This window comes from Variovorax sp. OV084, from assembly GCF_900111625.1.
In the GTDB taxonomy this organism is placed as follows: domain Bacteria; phylum Pseudomonadota; class Gammaproteobacteria; order Burkholderiales; family Burkholderiaceae_C; genus Variovorax.
The window spans coordinates 194,147-213,014 of record NZ_FOII01000006.1 but is presented as its reverse complement, the minus strand read 5'-3'; the positions used below and the strand labels follow the sequence as shown (position 1 = coordinate 213,014).

20 protein-coding genes are annotated in these 18,868 nt (G+C 68.1%); 7 read left to right on the top strand and 13 right to left on the bottom strand.

Going from position 1 to position 18,868, the window contains the following annotated elements; all coding sequences use genetic code 11:
- Positions 1-86: 86 nt before the first annotated feature.
- Complete coding sequence (locus BMW87_RS18310; protein WP_093077826.1) at positions 87-1,514, top strand: M20 family metallopeptidase; 1,428 nt, start codon at positions 87-89, stop codon at positions 1,512-1,514.
- Between the two features lie 8 nt (positions 1,515-1,522).
- Positions 1,523-2,512 (top strand): Bug family tripartite tricarboxylate transporter substrate binding protein, encoded by a 990-nt coding sequence (locus tag BMW87_RS18305; RefSeq protein ID WP_093077824.1) that lies wholly within the window; start codon positions 1,523-1,525, stop codon positions 2,510-2,512.
- Between the two features lie 12 nt (positions 2,513-2,524).
- Here the strand turns inward: BMW87_RS18305 and BMW87_RS18300 are convergent, their stop codons facing one another.
- Both BMW87_RS18300 and BMW87_RS18295 read right to left on the bottom strand, forming a co-directional pair.
- A complete protein-coding gene (locus BMW87_RS18300) occupies positions 2,525-3,331 on the bottom strand; it encodes an alpha/beta fold hydrolase (RefSeq protein WP_093077823.1) in 807 nt (268 codons plus the stop codon).
- 1 nt (position 3,332) lies between these two features.
- Positions 3,333-4,643 (bottom strand): O-acetylhomoserine aminocarboxypropyltransferase, encoded by a 1,311-nt coding sequence (locus BMW87_RS18295; protein ID WP_093051563.1) that lies wholly within the window; start codon positions 4,641-4,643, stop codon positions 3,333-3,335.
- 164 nt (positions 4,644-4,807) lie between these two features.
- Between BMW87_RS18295 and BMW87_RS18290 the strand changes: the two genes are divergently transcribed.
- Entirely contained in the window at positions 4,808-5,260 is a 453-nt protein-coding gene (locus BMW87_RS18290) for a CBS domain-containing protein (protein WP_093051560.1), read from the top strand.
- Between the two features lie 15 nt (positions 5,261-5,275).
- Here BMW87_RS18290 and BMW87_RS18285 read toward each other — a convergent pair whose 3' ends face one another.
- The 3 genes from BMW87_RS18285 to BMW87_RS18275 are packed head-to-tail and all read right to left on the bottom strand — an operon-like array spanning position 5,276 to position 8,458.
- Complete coding sequence (locus BMW87_RS18285) at positions 5,276-6,352, bottom strand: nucleoside hydrolase (RefSeq protein ID WP_177192807.1); 1,077 nt, start codon at positions 6,350-6,352, stop codon at positions 5,276-5,278.
- A 19-nt stretch (positions 6,353-6,371) separates the two neighbouring features.
- Positions 6,372-7,349, bottom strand: a complete 978-nt coding sequence (locus BMW87_RS18280) for a Bug family tripartite tricarboxylate transporter substrate binding protein (protein WP_256216819.1) — start codon at positions 7,347-7,349, stop codon at positions 6,372-6,374.
- A gap of 8 nt (positions 7,350-7,357) precedes the next feature.
- Complete coding sequence (locus tag BMW87_RS18275) at positions 7,358-8,458, bottom strand: adenosine deaminase family protein (protein ID WP_177192798.1); 1,101 nt, start codon at positions 8,456-8,458, stop codon at positions 7,358-7,360.
- 86 nt (positions 8,459-8,544) lie between these two features.
- Here BMW87_RS18275 and BMW87_RS18270 point away from each other — a divergent pair, with 86 nt between their 5' ends.
- A complete protein-coding gene (locus BMW87_RS18270) occupies positions 8,545-9,507 on the top strand; it encodes a LysR family transcriptional regulator (protein WP_093077818.1) in 963 nt (320 codons plus the stop codon).
- On the opposite strand, the gene BMW87_RS18265 is transcribed toward BMW87_RS18270, so the two are convergent.
- Entirely contained in the window at positions 9,504-10,724 is a 1,221-nt protein-coding gene (locus tag BMW87_RS18265; protein WP_093077817.1) for a polyhydroxyalkanoate depolymerase, read from the bottom strand. The two genes, BMW87_RS18270 and BMW87_RS18265, sit on opposite strands and share 4 nt — an antisense overlap.
- A gap of 81 nt (positions 10,725-10,805) precedes the next feature.
- Here BMW87_RS18265 and BMW87_RS18260 point away from each other — a divergent pair, with 81 nt between their 5' ends.
- On the top strand, positions 10,806-11,462 hold the full coding sequence (locus BMW87_RS18260; protein WP_093077815.1) for a glutathione S-transferase: 657 nt from the start codon (positions 10,806-10,808) through the stop codon (positions 11,460-11,462).
- Positions 11,463-11,472: 10 nt separating this feature from the next.
- On the opposite strand, the gene BMW87_RS18255 is transcribed toward BMW87_RS18260, so the two are convergent.
- On the bottom strand, positions 11,473-12,300 hold the full coding sequence (locus BMW87_RS18255; RefSeq protein ID WP_093077814.1) for a helix-turn-helix domain-containing protein: 828 nt from the start codon (positions 12,298-12,300) through the stop codon (positions 11,473-11,475).
- Positions 12,301-12,410: 110 nt separating this feature from the next.
- Between BMW87_RS18255 and BMW87_RS18250 the strand changes: the two genes are divergently transcribed.
- Together BMW87_RS18250 and BMW87_RS18245 are read left to right on the top strand one after the other, a co-directional pair.
- Positions 12,411-13,397 carry a tripartite tricarboxylate transporter substrate binding protein gene (locus tag BMW87_RS18250; RefSeq protein ID WP_093077812.1) on the top strand — a complete coding sequence of 329 codons (987 nt, stop codon included), beginning with the start codon at positions 12,411-12,413 and terminating at the stop codon, positions 13,395-13,397.
- A gap of 18 nt (positions 13,398-13,415) precedes the next feature.
- Positions 13,416-14,732 carry an aromatic ring-hydroxylating oxygenase subunit alpha gene (locus BMW87_RS18245; protein WP_093077811.1) on the top strand — a complete coding sequence of 439 codons (1,317 nt, stop codon included), beginning with the start codon at positions 13,416-13,418 and terminating at the stop codon, positions 14,730-14,732.
- Here BMW87_RS18245 and BMW87_RS18240 read toward each other — a convergent pair.
- Genes BMW87_RS18240 through BMW87_RS18215 form a run of 6 tightly spaced genes read right to left on the bottom strand, consistent with a single transcriptional unit; the run spans position 14,729 to position 18,865 of the window.
- Positions 14,729-15,076, bottom strand: coding sequence for a DOPA 4,5-dioxygenase family protein (locus BMW87_RS18240; protein WP_093051535.1), 348 nt, complete (start codon positions 15,074-15,076; stop codon positions 14,729-14,731). The genes BMW87_RS18245 and BMW87_RS18240 overlap by 4 nt on opposite strands.
- A 7-nt stretch (positions 15,077-15,083) precedes the next feature.
- Positions 15,084-15,713, bottom strand: coding sequence for a DUF4166 domain-containing protein (locus BMW87_RS18235; RefSeq protein WP_093077809.1), 630 nt, complete (start codon positions 15,711-15,713; stop codon positions 15,084-15,086).
- Positions 15,710-16,744 (bottom strand): SRPBCC family protein, encoded by a 1,035-nt coding sequence (locus BMW87_RS18230; protein WP_093077807.1) that lies wholly within the window; start codon positions 16,742-16,744, stop codon positions 15,710-15,712. The genes BMW87_RS18235 and BMW87_RS18230 overlap by 4 nt, the downstream gene beginning before the upstream one ends.
- A 43-nt stretch (positions 16,745-16,787) precedes the next feature.
- Entirely contained in the window at positions 16,788-17,744 is a 957-nt protein-coding gene (locus BMW87_RS18225) for an SAM-dependent methyltransferase (RefSeq protein ID WP_093077806.1), read from the bottom strand.
- A 35-nt stretch (positions 17,745-17,779) separates the two neighbouring features.
- On the bottom strand, positions 17,780-18,202 hold the full coding sequence (locus BMW87_RS18220; RefSeq protein ID WP_093077804.1) for a thiol-disulfide oxidoreductase DCC family protein: 423 nt from the start codon (positions 18,200-18,202) through the stop codon (positions 17,780-17,782).
- 60 nt (positions 18,203-18,262) lie between these two features.
- On the bottom strand, positions 18,263-18,865 hold the full coding sequence (locus BMW87_RS18215) for a GbsR/MarR family transcriptional regulator (protein ID WP_093051520.1): 603 nt from the start codon (positions 18,863-18,865) through the stop codon (positions 18,263-18,265).
- Between the last annotated feature and the right edge of the window lie 3 nt (positions 18,866-18,868).

The following is an 18,868-nucleotide window of genomic DNA, read 5'->3' as shown; positions in this document are numbered from 1 at the left end:
TAGCTTGCCAAAACGATGCTGGAAGCATCGGCCTTCAGGCCTTGTACTTGCTGCACCCGATGGACAGACAGACAAGGAAGCCCTTCATGCAACGCACAGACAGCCTGGCCGCTGCCGCCGCCTACTTCGACGGGGGCGGCTTCTTCGCCGACCTCCAGCGCCGCATCGCCTTTCGCACCGAGAGCGACACCGGCGCCGCAACGCCCGCGCTGGAGGCCTACCTGCGCGAAGAATTGATGCCGCCGCTCGCGGCGCTCGGCTTCGCCTGCGAGGTGGTCGCCAACCCGGTGCCCGGCGGCGGGCCGTTCCTCATCGCGCGCCGCATCGAAGACCCGGCCCTGCCCACGGTGATGACCTACGGCCACGGCGACGTGGTCAGCGGGCAGGACGCGCACTGGGAAGAGGGCCTTGCCCCGTGGGCGCTGACCGTGCGCGGCGAGCGCTGGTACGGGCGCGGCACCGCCGACAACAAGGGCCAGCACAGCATCAACCTCGGCGGGCTTGCTGCCGTGCTCGAGGCGCGCGGCGGGCGCCTGGGCTACAACATGACGTGGCTCGTCGAGATGGGCGAGGAGGCCGCCTCGCCCGGCCTGCACGCGGTGTGCGCGCAGGAACGCGACAAGCTGCGCGCCGACGTTTTCATCGCCAGCGACGGCCCGCGCGTGAGCGCCGCGCGGCCCACGCTGTTCCTCGGTTCGCGCGGCGCGGTCAACTTCAGCCTGCGGCTGCGCGCCCGGCCGCGCGGCTACCACTCGGGCAACTGGGGCGGTGTGCTGGTCAATCCGGGCACAGTGATCAGCCATGCGGTGGCCTCGCTGGTGGATGCGCGCGGCCGCATCCTCGTCGAAGCGTTGCGCCCGCCGCCGGTCACGCAGGCCGTGCGCGATGCGCTGGCCGACATCGCCATCGGCGGTGGCGCGGACGACCCCGCGGTCGACGAGGGCTGGGGCGAGCCCGGCCTGAGCCCGGCCGAACGGCTGGTGGCGTGGAACACCATCGAAGTGCTGGCGCTCGGCGCGGGTTCGGCGCAGCGTCCCGTCAACGCGATTCCGTCTGAAGCCGTGGCGCATTGCCAGCTGCGCTTCGTGGTCGGCACGCCGTGGCAAGACCTGGAGAAGATCGTGCGCGCGCACCTGGATACGCACGGCTTCGGCCAGGTCGAGGTGCAGATCACGCTGACCGGCGCGGCGACGCGGCTCGATGTCGAGAACCCGTGGGTGGGCTGGGCGCGCCACTCCATCGCGCAAAGCAGCGGGCAGCGCGTCGACCTGCTGCCCAACCTGGCGGGCTCGCTGCCCAACGACGTGTTCGCCGACCTGCTCGGGCTGCCCACGCTGTGGGTGCCGCATTCGTACCCGGCCTGCGCGCAGCACGCGCCCAACGAGCACCTGCTCGCGCCGCTGGCGCGCGAGGGCCTGCAGATCATGGCCGGCCTGTACTGGGACCTGGGCGAGCCGGGGCTCGCGCCGTGGGCCGCCGGGCAACTGCCGCCATCCGTTTCTTCCCTTTCCTGACACGCACCATGAACCTCGTCATTTCCCGTCGCGCCTTCGGCCTGCTGCTTTCCGCTTCCGCCGTCCTGGGCGCCCAGGCACCCGCCTTCGCGCAGAGCGCATGGCCTGATCGGCCGGTCAGGCTGGTCGTGCCCTTTCCACCGGGCGGCGGCACCGACATCGTGGCGCGGGCAATGGGGCAGACGCTGTCGGAGCACCTCGGCCAGCCCATCGTGGTCGACAACAAGCCCGGCGCCTCCACCATCATCGGCACCGATGCGGTCGCCAAGGCCGCGCCTGACGGCTACACGCTGCTGCTCTCGGGCTCTACCAGCTACAGCGTGAACCCGGCCCTGCGCGCCAAGCTGCCGTACGACCCGGTGCGCGACCTGGCGCCCATCGCCATCGTGGCGCGCACGCCGCTGGTGCTGGTGGTGGGCAAGGGCACGCCGTGGCACTCGATGCCCGAGCTCATCGCCGCGGCCAAGGCCAAGCCGAAGAGCATCCGCTACGCCACCTTCGGCTCGGGTTCGGGCCCGCACCTGGCCGGCGAACTGCTCGCGCTGGCCGCCGGCATCCAGCTTCAGGACATTCCGTACAAGGGCAGCAGCCAGAGTTCGATGGCGGTGATCGGCGGCGAGATCGAGATCGGCATCGACACCGTGGCCGCCGTGGCGCCACATGTGCGCTCGGGCAAGCTGCGCGCGCTCGGCATCGTGGGCGCAACCCGCTCCAGCATGCTGCCCGAAGTGCGCACGCTGGCCGAGCAGGGGCTGCCCGACGCCACCTTCGATGCCTGGTATGGCTTTGCCGCGCCAGCCCGAACCCCGGCGCCGGTGATCGAGAAGCTCGCCCGCGCGGTCACCGCGACCATGGGCAACCCTGCGCTGCAGGCGCAACTGCGAGCGCAGGGCATGGAGCCGGTGGCGATTGGCGCGGCGGCGTTCCGTACGCAGATGGAAGGCGAGATCTCGCGCTACCGTGCCCTGGCGCACCGCGCGGGGATCGCGGCGGAATAAGGGCGTGCCTGCTCAGGCAGCCGCGAAGTCGCGCAGCGCGAACAGCACCTCGTCGGGCGCCTCGCTCATCAGCGAGTGGCCGGCATGCACCGTCACCACCTTGGCGTTGCGCGCCTTGCCCACCAGCGCCTTGGTGGCGCGCGGCGGCGTCATCTGGTCGGCGTCGCCGAGCAGGAACAGCACCGGGCACTGCACTCTCTCCATCGCGGCCTCGCCGTTGGCGTAGTCGTTGCAGGCCTTGAAGCCGATGTGGAACACGTTCGCACCGCGGTTGCTCGCGAGCACGCGGCGCATCAGCGCGCGCGAGCTGCCGTAGAGCCAGGTGCCCGGCCCGAGCGAGGAGGGCGGCGGCGCCAGCAGCGAGTGCGAGAAGGTGTTGACCATGGCGATGGCGCGCTGCGGGTCGCTCACCGAGCTTTCGAGCAGCGCGGGCGAAACCACCATCGGGTAGGCCGTGCCGACCATCGCGAGGTGCGTGATGCGGTCGGGTGCGCGCGAAGCCGTTTCGAGTGCGATCAGCGAACCGAAGCTGTGGCCGACCAATGCGGCCTTCTGCACGCCGGCTGCGTCGAGCAGCGCAATGACGAACTGCGCCGCGTCTTCCACGCTGGCGGGTGGCGGGCCTTCGCTCTTGCAATGGCCGGGCAGGTCGACCGCGAGCACGTTCCAGCCGTGGTTGGCGAACCAGCGGCTTTGCAGGATCCACACGCTGTGGTCGTTGAGCACGCCGTGGATGAACACCACGGTGGGTTTGGCCGCATCGAAGGGCTTGCCGCCGGTGTAGCAGTAGGTGGTGTGGCCGTTGACGGTGTAGTTCATGTCAGGCGCCCGCCTTTTCCGCGGCCTTCAGGGCACGCTTCAGGTCGTCGATCAGGTCGGCCGGGTCTTCGAGCCCGATCGACAGGCGAATCGTGCCTTGCGAGATGCCCGCACCCGCCAGCGCCTCGTCGGTCATGCGGAAGTGCGTGGTGCTCGCGGGGTGGATCACCAGGCTGCGGCAGTCGCCCACGTTGGCCAGGTGGCTGAAGAGCTTCAGCGCCTCGATGAAAGCCTTGCCCTGCGCGCGGCTGCCCTTGATGTCGAAGCTGAACACCGCGCCCGCGCCGCGCGCGCCATGGCGCAGCAGCTTCTGCGCGAGCACGTGGCTCGGGTGCGATTCGATCAGCGGATGTCCCACGCGCGACACGAACGGGTGGGTGGACAGGAACTCGACCACCTTCTGCGTGTTGTCGATGTGCCGCTCCATGCGCAGCGGCAGCGTCTCGATGCCCTGCAGGATCAGCCAGGCCGTGTGCGGGCTCATCGAGGCGCCGAAGTCGCGCAGGCCCTCGCGGCGGGCGCGCAGCAGGAAGGCGCCGACAGTGCTTTCCTCGCTGAACACCATGTTGTGGAAGCCGTCGTAGGCCTGGGTCAGCTCGGCGAATTTGCCGGACTTTTCCCAGTCGAAGCTGCCGCCGTCGACCACCACGCCACCGATGACGGTGCCGTGGCCCGACAGGAACTTGGTGGCCGAGTGATAGACCAGGTCGGCGCCCCAGTCGAAGGGCTTGATCAGGTAGGGCGAGGTGAGGGTCGAGTCGACCAGCAGCGGCACGCCGGCCTCGTGGGCGATGTCGCTCACGGCCGGAATGTCGAGCACGTCGAGCCCGGGGTTGCCCACGGTCTCGCCGAAGAACAGCTTGGTCTCGGGGCGTACCGCGGCGCGCCAGCCGTCGAGGTCGCCGGGCTTCACGAAGGTGGTGTCGATGCCGAAGCGCCGCATCGTGTAGTGCAGCAGGTTCTGCGAGCCGCCGTACAGGGCTGTGCTGGCCACGATGTGCGAGCCAGCGCCCATCAGCGTGGCCACCGACAGGTGCAGCGCCGCCTGCCCGCTGGCGGTGGCGATGGCGCCGATGCCGCCTTCGAGCGCAGACACGCGCTGCTCCAGCACGGCGTTGGTCGGGTTGCTGATACGCGAGTACACGTGGCCCGCGCGCTCCAGGTTGAACAGGGCCGCCGCGTGATCGCTCGACTCGAAGACGAAGGAGGTGGTCAGGTGGATCGGCACCGCCCGTGCGCCGGTGGCGGGGTCGGGCGCGGCGCCGGCGTGCAGCGCGAGGGTGTCGAAACCGGGGTCGGAATAACCGGGCATGAGGGCCTTTCTGGGTCTGAGCAGTTGTCTCCTGGCAATGCCCCGTTACGTATGCAATTCATGCGTCCGCGACATGGGCGCTCAGGTCGGCGTCGATTGTGGGCTATATTCAAAAACGGCACGCCCGCCTAGATAGCCGAGATTGAGTCCGAGAGGAGCACACGATGAAAGTCAGCGACATCCTTCGCGTCAAGGGCAATACGCTCTTCACCATCACGCCAGACGACCTGCTGGCAGAAGCCGCCAACACCATGGCGGAAAAGGACATCGGTTCGCTGGTGGTCATGGAGCACGGCGACCTGGTCGGCATGCTCACCTTCCGGGAAGTCATCGTGGCCATCGTCGGCAACGGCGGCCAGGTCGGCACCACGCTGGTCCGCAAGGCCATGGACGACGCCCCCGTCACCTGCACGCTGGAAACCGACCTTGACGAAATCCGCCGCATCATGCTGGAGCGCCACGCGCGCTACATGCCCGTGATGGACAAGCGCATGCTGATGGGCGTGATCAGCTTCTACGACGTGGCCAAGGCCGTGGTGGACAGCCAGAACTTCGAGAACAAGATGCTCAAGGCCTACATCCGCGACTGGCCGGCGGAAGACGAAAAGGCCGGTTGATCCCGGCCAGCCCGTTCAGGGCAGCCGCGCGATCTGCGCGCGCAGCAGCGTGTAGAAGCCTTCGGTGTCGGCCTCGCTGATCCACAGCGTATTGGGCGTGCGGCGGTTGTAGCCGCGAAAGTCGACCACCGTCGCGCCGGTCGTGAACTCGCCCTTGGTTTCCACATCGACGCTCACCTTCGCGCCCTTGAAGAGTTCGGGCTTCAGCAGATACGCGATCACGCACGGGTCGTAGATCGGCCCGGCCGCCACGCCCCGGCGGCGCTGGCCGTACGCCATCATCGAATCGAAGATTTCCGCCACCACCTTGCCGGCGTTGTTGCCCATGGTGCGGAAGGGCACGATGCGCTCGGGCGTCAGCAGCACGCGGCGCGCCGCGTCGTGCGACATGGCCGTGACCGGCACGCCGCTGCGGAACACGATCGATGCGGCCTCGGGGTCGGCGTACACGTTGAAGGTGGCGGCGGGCGTGATGTTGCCGCCCACGCCCCAGGAGCCGTCCATCACCACGATCTCGGCAATGGCGGGCTTGATGTCGGGTGCCGAGTTGAGCGCTGCCGCGAAGTTGGTCAGCGGCCCCAGGCCCACGAGCGTGATGCTTTTCGGCGCTGCGGCGCGCAGCGTGTCGATGAGGTACTGCACCGCGTGCGTGGGCATCAGCGGGCCGCGTGGCTCGTGCAGCGTCGGGCCTTCCATGCCGGTCTTGCCGTGCACGTCATCGGCGAAGATGGGTTCGCGCACCAGCGGGCGCGGGTAGCCGGCGTAGACCGGAATCTCGGGCCGGCCTGCCCAGTCGCGCACGATGCGCGCGTTCTTCTCTGTCACCGTCAGCGGCAGGTTGCCCACGCTCACCGTCAGCGCCTTGATGTCGAGCCGGTCGGTCGCGGCCATGGCCATCAGCAGGGCGATGGCGTCGTCCTGGCCGGGGTCGGTGTCGATGATGACCTGGCGCTTGCCTGCCACGGGCGGCAGCTGCGTGGCGGGCGTGCCGGCGAGCGCCTGTGCCAGTTCGGCGGGGCTGGGGCTCTGCGCGAAGGCCATGCCTGCAAGGCCGGCGGCGGACACGCCCAGCAGGGTGCGGCGGGACAGCATGGGCGTCGTCTTCACGCGCTCACTCCTTGATGTTGGCCGTCTGCACGATCTTCTGGTTGCGCGCGTACTCCGTCTGCACGAACTTCGCGAAGCTCTCCGGCGTGCCGCTGCCCGGCAGCGCGCCTTGCTCCATCAGCTTGCCGCGCACGCCTTCTTCCTGCAGCACCGCGTTGAGCTCGTGGTTGATCTGCGCGACCACGGCCGGCGGCGTTTTCGCAGGCGCGAAGATGCCGGTCCAGCTCACCATGTCGAAGCCCTTGAGGCCGGGCATCTCGTCGAAGGTAGGCACGTTGGGCAGCGCGGCCAGCCGCTTGCTGCTGGTGATGCCGAGCGCCTTCAGCCGCTTTCCGTTCACGTGCGGAATGGCGCTGGTGCTCACCAGCATCGCCAGGTCGACCTGGTCGCCGATCACGTCGGTGGCAATCTGCGCGCCGCCGCGGTAGGGCACGTGCGTGACGAAGATGCCGCTGCGTTCCTTCAGCAGTTCCATGGCCAGTTGCAGCACCGTGCCCACGCCCGAGGTCGCGTAGTTGTATTTGCCGGGCTTGGCCTTCGCGAGCTTCACGAAGTCGGAAAAAGTCTGGGCCTCGAGGCCGGGGCGCGCCACCAGCACCATCGGCGCAGTGTTGAGCAGGCCGACCGGCGCCAGGTCTTTCAGCGGATCGAAGCGGAAGGCCGTGGGGTTGACCAGCTTGCCGATGGCAATGGCGCTGTCGGGCCCCACCACCAGCGTGTAGCCGTCGGGCGTGGCATTCACCGCCTTGGCTACGCCGATGGCGCCGCCCGCGCCGCTCACGTTCTCGATGACGACCGATTGCTTGAGCCGCTCGCCAAGGCGCTGTGCGACGAGGCGCGCGTTGACGTCCACGCTGCCGCCGGCTGTGTAGGGAACGATCAGCGTGATGGGCTTGGCAGCGGGCCATGCCTGCGCGAGGGCCGCGGTGGGAAGCGCGGCGCAGAGTGCAGCGGCGAGAAGCAGGCGGCGGGGTGTGTTCATGGCGTGGGTCATTCGAGGGTGGTGGGGGCGGGTTCGGTATCGAGGCGGGCGCGCAGCGTGTCGAATTCATCGCTCCACTGCGTGCGCCATGCGTGGCGCTGCGTGTCGTCGATCCACGCACCGTCCAGGCCGTTGTGCATGAAGCTGCGCAGGTCATCCAGGCCGAAGCCGAAGTCGCGCACCATCATCAGCCAGGCCTGCGTGGGCGTGACCTTGTGCAGCGTTGGGTCGTCGGTGTTGGGGTGGATGCGCAGGCCCAGGCCGGGCATGCGGCGGATCGGATGGTCGATGGCCCATCGCTCGGGCGGCAGCGTGCGCAGGTAGTACGAGTTGGTCGGCACCACCGTGAAGATCACGCCGCGATCAGCACATTCGCGCGCGAAGTCGGGCTGGTCGACCACCGTGTAGCCGTGGTCGATGCGGTCGACCTGCAGCACGTCGAGCGCAGTGCGCACGTTGGTCCAGGGCATGCCGAACTCGCCCGCGTGCGCGGTGGTCTTCAGGCCCGCCTTCTTCGCATCGGCGTAGGCCTGCGTGAACAGTTCGGGCGGACGGTCGACCTCGCGGTAGTCGATGCCGATGCCGATCACCTCCTCGCAGCGACGCGCCTTGACCCACTCGACCATCTCCACGGCCGCCTCAGGCCTGGCTTCGCGGTCGATGGCGGCGATGAGGCGGCCGGCGATGCCGAATTCCTGTTGCGCGTCCTGGATCGCGCGGACGATGGCGCCTTGCGCGAGCGGGTAGGCAATGCCCGATTCGTGCACCGTGCCGGTCGGGTTCCAGAAGAACTCTGCGTAGCGCACGTTGTGCGAGGCCGCGTCCTGCAGGTATTCGAGCGTGAGCTGATAAAGGTCGCCGGCGCTGCGCACCAGCTGGGCGTCGAGCGCGCGCAGCACCCGCAGCACGCCGACCGGCTTTTCGCCGCGCGTGTAGAAGCCCTCGATCTCGTCGGCCGCCAGCGGCGAGCCGGCGCGCAGGTTGAGCTGCTTGAAGGTTTCGTGGCGCACCGTGCCGAACAGGTGGCAATGCAGCTCGGCCTTGGGCATGGCGCGGAGCATCGATTCCAGCGTGAGAGGCGCGTGGGGAGCAGGCGTGGGGCTGGTCATGCTGACCAGTCTAGTAACGGCGCTCTCATAAAGAAAATTTTGAATTTCTATAATTTGATTCACTGAATCAATAACCGGGAGTGCTCATGGCCGCTTTGCCCCTGCGTGCGCTCACGTTGCGCCAGCTGCAGTTCTTCTCGGTGCTGGTGGAAGAAGGCCAGTTCGGCCGTGCCGCGCGCCGGCTCGCCATCACGCAGCCGGCCTTGAGCAACGCCATCAAGCAGATGGAGAAGCTGCTCGGCGCCGAACTGCTCACGCGCTCCACCCATCGACTGGAGCTCACGCCCGTGGGCGCCGAGGTGCTGGCGCGCACCGACTTCCTGGTCAACACCTTCGAGGTGGCGCTGCGCGACATCGAAAGCACGGTGCAGCGCGGCCGCGCCTTCGTGCGCATCGGCGTGATTCCCTCGGCCAGTGCGCGCGTGGCGGCGGCTGCCAGCGAGTTTTTGCAGAGTGGGCAGCGCGAGGTGGAGCTGGCCTGGCGCGATGCCCCCTCGAACACGCTGCTGGCCGAACTGCGCAGCGGGCAGATCGACATGGCGGTGGCCGCCATCACCGAGCCGCCGGGCGGGCTGACCTGCATCGACCTGTTCCGCGACCCGCTGGTGCTGGTGGTGCGGCGCGACCACGCGCTGGCAGCGGCCGGAGATGCCCAGTGGGAGGCCATCGGCAAGGAGCGACTGGTGCTGTTCGAACGCGGCAGCATGCCTGCGCTGGGCAACCCGGCGCGCGCGCAGTTCGCGCAGGGCCCGGAACCGTACCGTGTGAGCTATTCCGAGACGCTCTATGCGCTGGTGCGCAGCGGGCAGGCGCTGGGCCTGATGCCGCGCCTGTACACCTCGTCGCTGCGCGACCCCGAACTGGTGGTGGTGCCGCTGCTGAAGCCGCGCGTCGAGCGCCGAGTGGTGCTGGCCTACCTGCCGGGGCCGATGCGCAACGTGGTGGCGCAAGAGCTGATCGCGTTCCTGCGCGAGCGCCTGCCGCAGGCCGGCGAAGCGACGGTGCGGCGCGTGAGCGGCAAGGGCGTGCGCGCGCGGCGCCAGGCCTAGCCGTTCAATTCAGCCGCGGCGTGGATCGTCTCGCGCACGCGCGGATAGATCTGCGCATTCCACTTGCTGCCGCTGAACACTCCGTAGTGCCCCACGCCGGCTTGCAGGTGGTGCGTCTTGAGGTACGGCCGGATGCCTGTGCAGAGGTCTTGCGCCGCCACCGTCTGGCCCACGGCGCAGATGTCGTCGCGCTCGCCTTCCACCGTCAGCAATGCGGTGCGGCGGATGGCGGCGGGGTTCACGGTGCGGTCGCCCACGGTGAGCACGCCTCGTGGCAGGTCATACGTCTGGAAGACTCGTTCGACGGTCTCCAGGTAAAACTCGGCCGGCAGGTCGTTCACGGCCAGGTACTCGTCGTAGAAGGTGCCGATGGTGCGGGCCTTCTCGATGTCGCCTTCGACCAGGTGGCTGTACATGTCCTCGAACTGCTTCTTGTGCCGCTCGGGGTTCATGCTCATGAAGGCCGAGAGCTGCAGGAAGCCCGGGTACACGCGCCGCATCATGCCCGCATGCGGCCAAGGCACATGGCTGATGAGGTTGCGCCTGAACCACTCGATGGGCTTGCTGGTGGCCAGCGTGTTCACGCCGGTCGGGTTGATGCGGCAATCGACCGGGCCGGCCATCAGCGTGAGGCTGCGCGGCGTGGCGGGGTTGTCGTCTTCGGCCATCAGCGCGGTGGCGGCCAGCGCGGCCACGCAGGGCTGGCAGACCGCGACCATGTGCACGCCCGGCCCCACGGCCTCCAGGAAGCTGATGAGCTGCAGCGTGTAGTCGTCCAGGCCGAAGCCGCCGTGCCACAGCGGCAAGTCGCGCGCGTTGTGCCAGTCGGTCAGGTACACGTCGTGGTCGCGCAGCAGGGTGCGCACGGTTTCGCGCAGCAGCGTGGCGAAATGGCCCGACAGTGGTGCGGCCAGCAGCACCGGCGGGTGCACCGCATCGGTGTCCTTGCGGAAATGCAGCAGGGTGCCGAAGGGCGAAACGAGGGTCGTCTCCTCGTGTACGGCCACTTCCGCGCCGTCGACCATGACGCTGTGTATGCCGTAGTCGGGCCGCGTGTGGGTCAGCCGCATGCGCGAGAACACCTCGAACTGGGCGGCCATGCGCCGCAATATGGTGCGCTCCGTGCCGTCTTTCCACAGGGCCTTGCTCATGTACTGCGCCGCGAGCCGCGCCGGAGAGAGCAGGTCGGCTTGGTTCTGGTAGGCCCGGTACAGCATGAATACCTCGCAGGCAAGTTGCGGGCCAACCGCATGGCATGGCGCTTGCACGCAACAGCACAACGCCCAAGGAGCTTCACGATGGCCAAACCCGTTCTCACCATCAGCAGCAAGAACTACGGCGCGTGGGCGCTGCGCGGCTGGCTGATGTGCAGGCTGGCCGGGCTGGACTTCAGCGAGAAGGTCATTCCGCCCGACGATCCGGCCATGAAGGCCGAGATGCTGCTGCTGTCTTCGTCGATGCTGGTGCCCTCGCTGCAGCACGGCAGCGTGAAGGTGTGGGACACGCTGGCCATCGGCGAATACCTCAACGAGATCAAGCCCAAGGCCGGCCTGCTGCCGGACGACGTGGCGGCCCGCGCCCATTGCCGCGCCATCTGCGGCGAGATGCACTCGGGCTTCGGCTCGATGCGCGGCGCGTTGCCGATGAACATCAAGGCCCATTTCAAGAACTTCAAGGTGTGGTCTCGCGCGCAGGCCGACATCGATCGCATCGTCGCCATCTGGCGCGAATGCCTCAAGGCGTACGGCGGCCCCTTCCTGTTCGGCAAGCAGCCGGGCATGGCCGACGCGATGTACGCGCCGGTGGTCACGCGCTTCCTGAGCTACGACGTGGCGCTAGACAACGTGTGCGCGGCCTACTGCAAGCGCGTGATGGAACTGCCGGCCATGAAGGAATGGGTGACGGCCGCGAAGCAGGAGCCCGAGGAGATCGACGAGCTCGACGCAGAGTTCTGAGCAGCGCGCTTCATGAACTCGCCGGGGGCGGCTCGAAGCCGGCCTGCGCCAGCTTGCGCTCGATGTTCTGCGCGGCCTGCTGCAGGTCGGCCAGGTGGGCCGAGACGATCTCGCGCTCGCTCTTCACCGCCGGCAGCCAGGCGCAGCTGAGGCAGCCCACCACCAGTTCGCCCTGTCGTAAGGGCACCGAGATCGCGCCGAAGCGGTCGGGCGAATCCATGCTGGTCGAGGTCGGGTCGCGCGCCACGTAGCCGAGGTCGCGCGCGTGCGCCACCATGCGCCGGATGTTCTCGGGCCGCCGCGCGCTGCGGTCGAAGTCGTTGGGCGAACGCGCCAGCGCCGCGAGGATTTCGCGTCGCTCGTGTTCCGGGCAGAACGAGAGATAGCAGCGCCCCAGTGAAGACAGCAGCATCGGCGGACGAAAGCCTAGTGCACGGTAGTTGACGGCCAGGCCGTTGCGCGGCCGGTCGGTGTCGAGGATGAGCATGGCCGTGCCGTCACGCACGCCCAGGTCGATGGGCCACGGCACCACCCGCTGCAGCGTGGCGCGCGCGGGCGCCGCCAGCGCTGACAGGCGCGTGCGCCATGCCATTGCAGGCCCCGACTGCCCGGTGGCCGACGTGGGCACGTAGCGCCTGTCGTGCTCGCTGCGCTCGGCCCAGCCCGCCTGCTGCAGTGTCTTGAGGATGCGCAGCAGCGTGGCCTTCGACAGGCCGGTCTGGCGGTGCAGCTCCTGCAGCGTGACGGCCGACGAGCGCTGGATGGCCAGCATCACGTCGAGCCCGCGGCGCAGCGCGTCGATGGCTTTCACGCTCTGCGCGCCCGTGGTGTCCGACATGCCGGCCTCCGGAAAAAAGTTCACTGAGTGAAACTATATCTTCTGGCTTCGAGGCCCCGTTCCTACAGTGCGGACGACACCAACGTCGTCCCACCGAGAAGGAAAAGAGCATGATGTTTCACCCGCGAAACGCGGTCCGTGCCGCTGCAGCAGCCGTTCTTTCGCTATGCGCCGCCACCGCGGCCATGGCGCAGGCCTGGCCCTCCAAGCCGATCACCATCGTCGTGGCCTACCCGGCCGGCGGCGACACCGACGCCATCGCGCGCACCTATGCCGAGAAGCTGTCGCAGCGCATCGGCCAGCCGGTGCTGGTCGACAACCGGCCCGGCGCGAGCGGGATGATCGGCAACGTCTGGGTCGCCAAGGCGCCGGCCGACGGCTACACGCTGCTCTTCACGCCCAGCACCTTTCCCATTGCGCAGCACGTGCTGAAGACCGGCCCCGGCGTGGCGCACGACGTGGTGAAAGACTTCACGCCCATCGTGAAGACCGGAAACATCCCGCTGCTGCTGGTGACCGCGCCGTCGACCGGCATCCAGAGCGTGGCGCAGCTCGTTGCCGGCGCGAAGGCCGGCAAGACCACGACCTACGGAACGCCCGGTGCCGGTTCGCCGATGCACATTGCGGGCGAACTGCTCAACAAGGACGCGGGCATCGCGGCCACGCACGCGCCGTACCGCGGCGTGGCGCCGGTGGTCAACGATGCATTGGGCGGCCATGTCAGCGTGGGCTGGATCACGCCCGGCGCCGTGGCGGGCCACATCGCCGCGGGCAAGCTGATTCCGCTCGCCGTCGCGGAACGCCAGCGAACGAAGCTGATGCCCAACGTGCCCACCTTCATCGAGCTGGGCTTCAAGGACGTGGACGTGAGTGCCTGGATGGGGTTGCTCGGCCCGAAGGCGATGCCGGCAGAAGTCGTGCAGGCGCTCAACAAACACTTCAACGAGATCCTGAAGATGCCCGACGTGCAGGCAAAGATGGCCGCGCTCGGCATCGAGCCCATGGGCGGCGCGCCCTCCGTGCTGGCGCAGCAGATTGCAGACGACGACCAGCGCTTCGGCAAGCTGGTGCGCGAGTTCGGCATCCGCGCCGATTGAAGAAGAAGGAGACGATGCATGCTGAGCGAAGAAAAGAACCGCCTGCTGACCGAAGTGGGCCCCGGCAAGCCGATGGGCGACTACCTGCGCCGCTACTGGCACCCGATTGCCGGTGCGAGCGAGTTCGGCGACAAGGCCGTGAAGCCGCTGCGCATCCTCGGCGAGGACCTGGTGCTCTACAAGGATCTGAGCGGCAACTACGGCCTGGTCGACCGCCGCTGTCCGCACCGCAACGCCGACATGTCGTACGGCTACGTCGAGCAGTGCGGCCTGCGCTGCAGCTACCACGGCTGGCAGTACGACCAGAGCGGCCAATGCGTGCACCAGCCCTTCGAGGAAACGCTGGACCCCGGCGCGCGCATGCGCAAGAACACGAAGATCAAGGCCTATCCGGTGCAGGAGAAGGCCGGCCTGCTATGGGCCTACATGGGCCCGCAGCCCGCGCCGCTCTTGCCCGACTGGGAGCTGTTCAACTGCAGGAACGGTTTTGCGCAGGCGGTGTTCGCGGAGATTCCGTGCAACTGGTTCCAGTGCCAGGAAAACTCCATCGACCCGGTGCACTTCGAGTGGACCCACAACAACTGGACCACGCGCCTGCAGGGCGAAGAAGGGCCGTACGTGCCCACGCACCTGAAGCTGGCCTTCGAGGAGTTCGAGCACGGCTTCGTCTACAAGCGCCTGCGCGGCGGCGAGCGTGAAGACAGCGTGATGTGGACCACCGGGCGCGTCACGCTGTGGCCGAACGGCTTCTTCCTCGGCCATCACTTCGAGTGGCGCGTGCCCATCGACGACCATCACACGCTCAGCGTGCTGTGGGTGCTGAGCCGCGTGCCGAGCGAGCAGGAGCCCTATGTGCAGGAGCGCATTCCTTCGTGGTACGGGCCCATCAAGGACCCGGCGACGGGGCGGTGGATTACCAGTCATGTGGCCAACCAAGACTTCGTGGTGTGGGTCGGGCAGGGCGCCATCACCGACCGCACGCGCGAGAAGCTGGGCCAGAGCGACAAGGGCATCGTGATGATGCGCCGCCGCTTCTTCGAGGAGATCGAGGCAATGCAGGCCGACCCGGCGCACGAGCCCAAGGGGCTGATCCGCGATCCCAAGAAGAACCGCGATGTATTCCTGCCGTCAGCGTGCCGCGACGAGATGCTGAACGGCTTGCCGCGTGCCGAACTGGCCGCGCATCCGCTGCTGGGGCCGTATCTGAAGGATTTCTTCGGCCAGGCCGGGCAGCCTGAGGACGTGCGCGCGGCCTATGAGAAGGCCATTGGCCAGAAGGTCGAGGGCGCGACCTTCTTCAAGGTGCACGGCGCCGGGGTCGAAGAAAAGACCTAGTGGCGGAACATCCGCAGGTCGAGCGCGCTTTCTTCGCCCAGCCACATGGCATGGGCTGTGTGGTCGGCAAAGTCGTCGCCCGTCACGCCGTGCACGAACACGTCGAGGCCGTTGCGGTTGGCGTCGAGCCAGCCGATGACCTGGTCGAACTCGGCGGCGTCGAAGGCGAGCTGGCAGCTCCAGTGCGGATGCGGCCCCACCAGCCGCTCGTGCACGCGGCCGACCACCACCATCAGCTCGTGGCCCGCGCGCTCGCAGAGGGCGCGCGCCTGCGCCACCGTGTCGGGCGCGAAATAGACGTGGGCGTGGTACTGGGCGTAGAGGTTTTCAGGGCGGCGTGGCATGGTGCGCTCATTGTGGCCCTAACCGCGGGCCCAGGTGAAAACGCCCGCTGTAGCGGAACACGTCGCCGAACCAGCGGTGGCGCAGCAGCATCTTCATGGTGAAGTGGTCGGCATCGGCGGGGTCGGGCCGCTCCTCGACATAGGCAGTGCCGAGAAAGAGGCCGAGCGGCAGCGGAATGCGCAGCCCCGCGATGCGCCAGATGTAGCCCATGTCGCGGAACACCACCGCGCCGTCTTCTGCGCTCACCGCCAGGCGCATGCCGATGCCGAAGCGCACGTATTCGATCACCTCGCTGCCTTGCTTCGCATCGTGTTCCATGTGCGAGCGGAAATGGAAAGGCGGCTTTCCCGGAAAGTGAAAGATACGGTCCCAGTAGAGATTGGCGTCGTCGGGGTGGCAGCGGTAGTGCACCTCGATCGGCACATTCGTGCCCTGGTGCGGAACGAGCGCGCCGAACAGCCGGCCGAAGGGCATCAGCAGCGCGGCCCAGGGGGCGTGCCAGACCTCGTTCATCGTGCCGCGCACGCACACGTAGTCGCCGGAGAACGGCGTCATCGTGTAGTGGCGGCGGATGACGTCGCCGAGCCGGTCCCACGCGGGGCCGAGCGCCTGCTGGAAGACGGGTTGCATCGTCATCCTGCTGCCGCCGTTGCCGTGGCTTCGCTGCGCGCCTTGTAGAAGCGCAGGATGTTCTCCGAGGCGTCATTGAGCAGCATCTGCATGACCCGGTCCGCATACCAGTTGAAGCGCGTGCTCAGGCGCCACGACACTTCTACGCGCAGCTCGGTGCCGCCCTCACGCGGGGTCAGCGTGTAGGTGGCGTCGCGCAGGTCGAAATACTGGCCGCCGATCATCACGTGGTCGTCGAGCGCACCGGCGGGGAAGGAGTCGGGCGAGAAGCGAAAGCGCCACTTCAGCAGGCGGTTGGGTTGCCACTCGGTGACGATTTCTTCGAAGTGCACGTTCTTCTGCCACTGCACCTGGCGCACGCGGCCCTCGGGCGTGTCGACGGTCACCCCAGACACCGGCATCGGCACGCCGATGCGGTAGGCCCATGCGTCGCCGACTTCGGCGGGGCGGATGTCGCGCGCGGCATTGAGCTCGTGCCACACGCGCTCGGCCGGCGCGGCAATGAAGAGCGTGCGCGAGGTGTTCGAGAACTGGTCCGGGTTGGGCAGTTGCGGCTCGATGCCGCCGAGCAGCAGCGGCATCAGGGCGAAGCTGTACAGCGCGGGCTTGGGCCAGTTGGTGATGCGGCACACGATGCCCATTGCGAGCCCGCCGACGCTGCCCATCACCGCGAACAGCGGAATGATGACGATGGCGCAGATGATGCCTTCGATGAACACCGCCAGCGTGCCGGTGACGAACAGCGCCGTCGCCACCCAGGGCGCCCAGAGGTAGTAGCCCCAGCTGCGCCGCTCGATGCGCTCGGCCAGGTACACCGTGACCGCGCCGCACACGGCGGGCACGAAGTACACGAACGACCCGAGCATCGGGGAGAAGCGCTGGCCAGGCCCGCCGCTGAAGACGACACGCAGCACCAGCGCGACGAGCGCGCCCGCCAGGATCGGCCAGAACCATGCGAAGGGCATGCGGCGCCGGGGCTCGGCCTGCTCCATGGGGTCGAGTTCGGAGAGCCTGCTTTCTTCGTTGTCGTTGCTCATGTGGAAACCTCTTCTCCTCGTTGTGCTTGTGTTGTTCGTTCTGTCAGTCGGCGCGGCGCTTCGCCGTAACCATGCAGTAGTCGAAGTCGCGCCAGAACATGCCCAGCGCGAGCGCGCAGTAGCTGGCCACGATGTGCTTGCGCCGCCACGGGCTGAGCTTGCCGCGCGCCTTCCAGAGCTCGGCCAGCGTGAAGCGGGTGGCCAGCACCGGGATGTGCAGCGCGCTGGGCGCCACGCGCCAGCGCAGCGACTTCACCTCGATGTCGTCGAAGCCGTGCTCGCCCAGCGCGGCGACGAAGTCTTCGCGCACGGCCAGCGTGGGCACGGCCCAGCTGTCGGCCCACAGGCGGTGCAGCCAGTTGGCCAGGCGGCCGGGCCGGGGCCGCAGCAGAAAGCCGTCGACAACCGCGAGGCGCGCACCGGGCTTCAGCAGCCGTGCGGCTTCGCGGATGAAGTCGGCCTTGGCGGTGCCGTCGGCATAGCAGGCGCTTTCGACAGCCCACGCGCCATCTGCCTGTGAGGCGGGCAGGCCGGTGCGCGTGTAGTCGGCTTCGAGGTGCGCCATGCGGTCGGCCACGCCAGCAGCGGCGTCGAGCTTCGCGGCGATGCGGTTCTGCACGGCGACGTTGGTCACGGTGATGGCGTAGAGCGACGGATCGTCGCCGACCAGCGTGCGCGCGGTGGCGCCGGCGCCGCAACCCATGTCGATCACGCAGCGGCGGTGCGCGGTGCCGGGCTGTGCGTCGCCGAGCTGCAGCGCACGGCCGACCGCGCGGTTCATCTCCACCAGCATGCCTTCGCGCCGCAGCGGGTTCAGGCCCGCGCGCCAGAAGCCGAAGTGCATGTTGTAGCTGGGGCTCCAGGCGCTGTAGTCGATCGCTACTTCGGTGAAGTAGTCCTGCGTGTCCTCGGTCGTGATGGGCGCGCTGGCGTGGCTTGCCGGGGTGCGCAGGGGCGTTTCGTGCGGCACGCGGAAGTCGGGCTGGAAGACGGTGGGCATGGCGATTCCCTCGGTGGTTGCTTGTTCGTTGGTTCTCAGAGGCGGCAGTTGCCGTCGTCGCAGGAAGGCGCGACGCGCCCGGCCAGCCTTGCGGCCAGCCAGCGCGGAATGCGGTAGCGGTTGCGCGCCAGCAGTGCATAGGCGCGGTCGGCCAGCGGCGCGACGATCGGCAGGTCGAGCAGGAAGCTGCCGCTCGACAAGCCGACCGCTGTGCGGCAGATGCGGATCGCGGGCACGCCGATGAACACCCGGCCTTCGGCGTCCGACACATGGATGGCCGCCATCAGCGCGTCGCGCGGAGCAGGGCCGCTGCTGAATGCTACTGGCGAGCAGTCGACCAGTTGCAGCCGCCCCCCCGCATCGCGCGCCTTGAGGCTGCCCATTTCGGCCGAGCAGATCGCGCAGCTTGCGTCGAAGTAGATCGTGAGCGGGTAGGCAGGAAGGGCGGTGTGGCTCATGTTGTTTTTGGTTCTCGATATTTCTGTCAAAACAGAAATTGAAGGGCAAAAAAAGGGGGCTCAGATCATCGGCAGGCTGGCATGGTGCGCGTCCGGGTCTTCGTCCTTGCCGCCCTTGCCGCCCTTGCCGGTCGCAGCGGTATCGCCGCGCACGAACCTCTGCACGCTCGCGCCCAGCGTCATCACCTTGTCGAGCGTGCCGGGCGACAGCCGCAGCATTTCGTCGGCCCAGGTGGCGAGCTTGTCCATGAGTTCCATGGTGGAGCGGATGCGGTCCTGTGCATCGGCCGGTTCTTTCTGGAAGTCGGGGCTGGAGACCAGCTCGCGCAGCACGCGGACGGTGGGGTCGAATTCGCGTTCCTTGCGTTCGCGCACGACGGTGCGGAACAGCTCCCACACGTCGACGCTGGTCTCGAAATAGTCGCGCCGGTCGCCCAGCGTGTGGGTTACGCGCACGAGATTCCAGGCCTGCAGCTCCTTCAGGCTGTTGCTGATGTTGGAGCGGGCGACGCCGAGCGTGTCGCACAGCTCCTCGGCGTTCATCGGCTTGCCGTGTGCGAAGAGCAGGGCGTGGATCTGCGAGACGGTGCGGTTGACGCCCCACATGGAGCCCATTTCGCCCCAGTGCAGGACGAACTTGCGTTGAATGTCGGTGAGTTCCATGGC

Coding starts and splice junctions, on each gene's coding strand:
- BMW87_RS18310 (WP_093077826.1), top strand. CDS start 87: ATGCAACGCACAGACAGCCTGGCCGCTGCCGCCGCCTACTTCGACGGG.
- BMW87_RS18305 (WP_093077824.1), top strand. CDS start 1,523: ATGAACCTCGTCATTTCCCGTCGCGCCTTCGGCCTGCTGCTTTCCGCT.
- BMW87_RS18300 (WP_093077823.1), bottom strand. CDS start 3,331: ATGAACTACACCGTCAACGGCCACACCACCTACTGCTACACCGGCGGC.
- BMW87_RS18295 (WP_093051563.1), bottom strand. CDS start 4,643: ATGCCCGGTTATTCCGACCCCGGTTTCGACACCCTCGCGCTGCACGCC.
- BMW87_RS18290 (WP_093051560.1), top strand. CDS start 4,808: ATGAAAGTCAGCGACATCCTTCGCGTCAAGGGCAATACGCTCTTCACC.
- BMW87_RS18285 (WP_177192807.1), bottom strand. CDS start 6,352: ATGCTGTCCCGCCGCACCCTGCTGGGCGTGTCCGCCGCCGGCCTTGCA.
- BMW87_RS18280 (WP_256216819.1), bottom strand. CDS start 7,349: ATGAACACACCCCGCCGCCTGCTTCTCGCCGCTGCACTCTGCGCCGCG.
- BMW87_RS18275 (WP_177192798.1), bottom strand. CDS start 8,458: ATGACCAGCCCCACGCCTGCTCCCCACGCGCCTCTCACGCTGGAATCG.
- BMW87_RS18270 (WP_093077818.1), top strand. CDS start 8,545: ATGGCCGCTTTGCCCCTGCGTGCGCTCACGTTGCGCCAGCTGCAGTTC.
- BMW87_RS18265 (WP_093077817.1), bottom strand. CDS start 10,724: ATGCTGTACCGGGCCTACCAGAACCAAGCCGACCTGCTCTCTCCGGCG.
- BMW87_RS18260 (WP_093077815.1), top strand. CDS start 10,806: ATGGCCAAACCCGTTCTCACCATCAGCAGCAAGAACTACGGCGCGTGG.
- BMW87_RS18255 (WP_093077814.1), bottom strand. CDS start 12,300: ATGTCGGACACCACGGGCGCGCAGAGCGTGAAAGCCATCGACGCGCTG.
- BMW87_RS18250 (WP_093077812.1), top strand. CDS start 12,411: ATGATGTTTCACCCGCGAAACGCGGTCCGTGCCGCTGCAGCAGCCGTT.
- BMW87_RS18245 (WP_093077811.1), top strand. CDS start 13,416: ATGCTGAGCGAAGAAAAGAACCGCCTGCTGACCGAAGTGGGCCCCGGC.
- BMW87_RS18240 (WP_093051535.1), bottom strand. CDS start 15,076: ATGCCACGCCGCCCTGAAAACCTCTACGCCCAGTACCACGCCCACGTC.
- BMW87_RS18235 (WP_093077809.1), bottom strand. CDS start 15,713: ATGACGATGCAACCCGTCTTCCAGCAGGCGCTCGGCCCCGCGTGGGAC.
- BMW87_RS18230 (WP_093077807.1), bottom strand. CDS start 16,744: ATGAGCAACGACAACGAAGAAAGCAGGCTCTCCGAACTCGACCCCATG.
- BMW87_RS18225 (WP_093077806.1), bottom strand. CDS start 17,744: ATGCCCACCGTCTTCCAGCCCGACTTCCGCGTGCCGCACGAAACGCCC.
- BMW87_RS18220 (WP_093077804.1), bottom strand. CDS start 18,202: ATGAGCCACACCGCCCTTCCTGCCTACCCGCTCACGATCTACTTCGAC.
- BMW87_RS18215 (WP_093051520.1), bottom strand. CDS start 18,865: ATGGAACTCACCGACATTCAACGCAAGTTCGTCCTGCACTGGGGCGAA.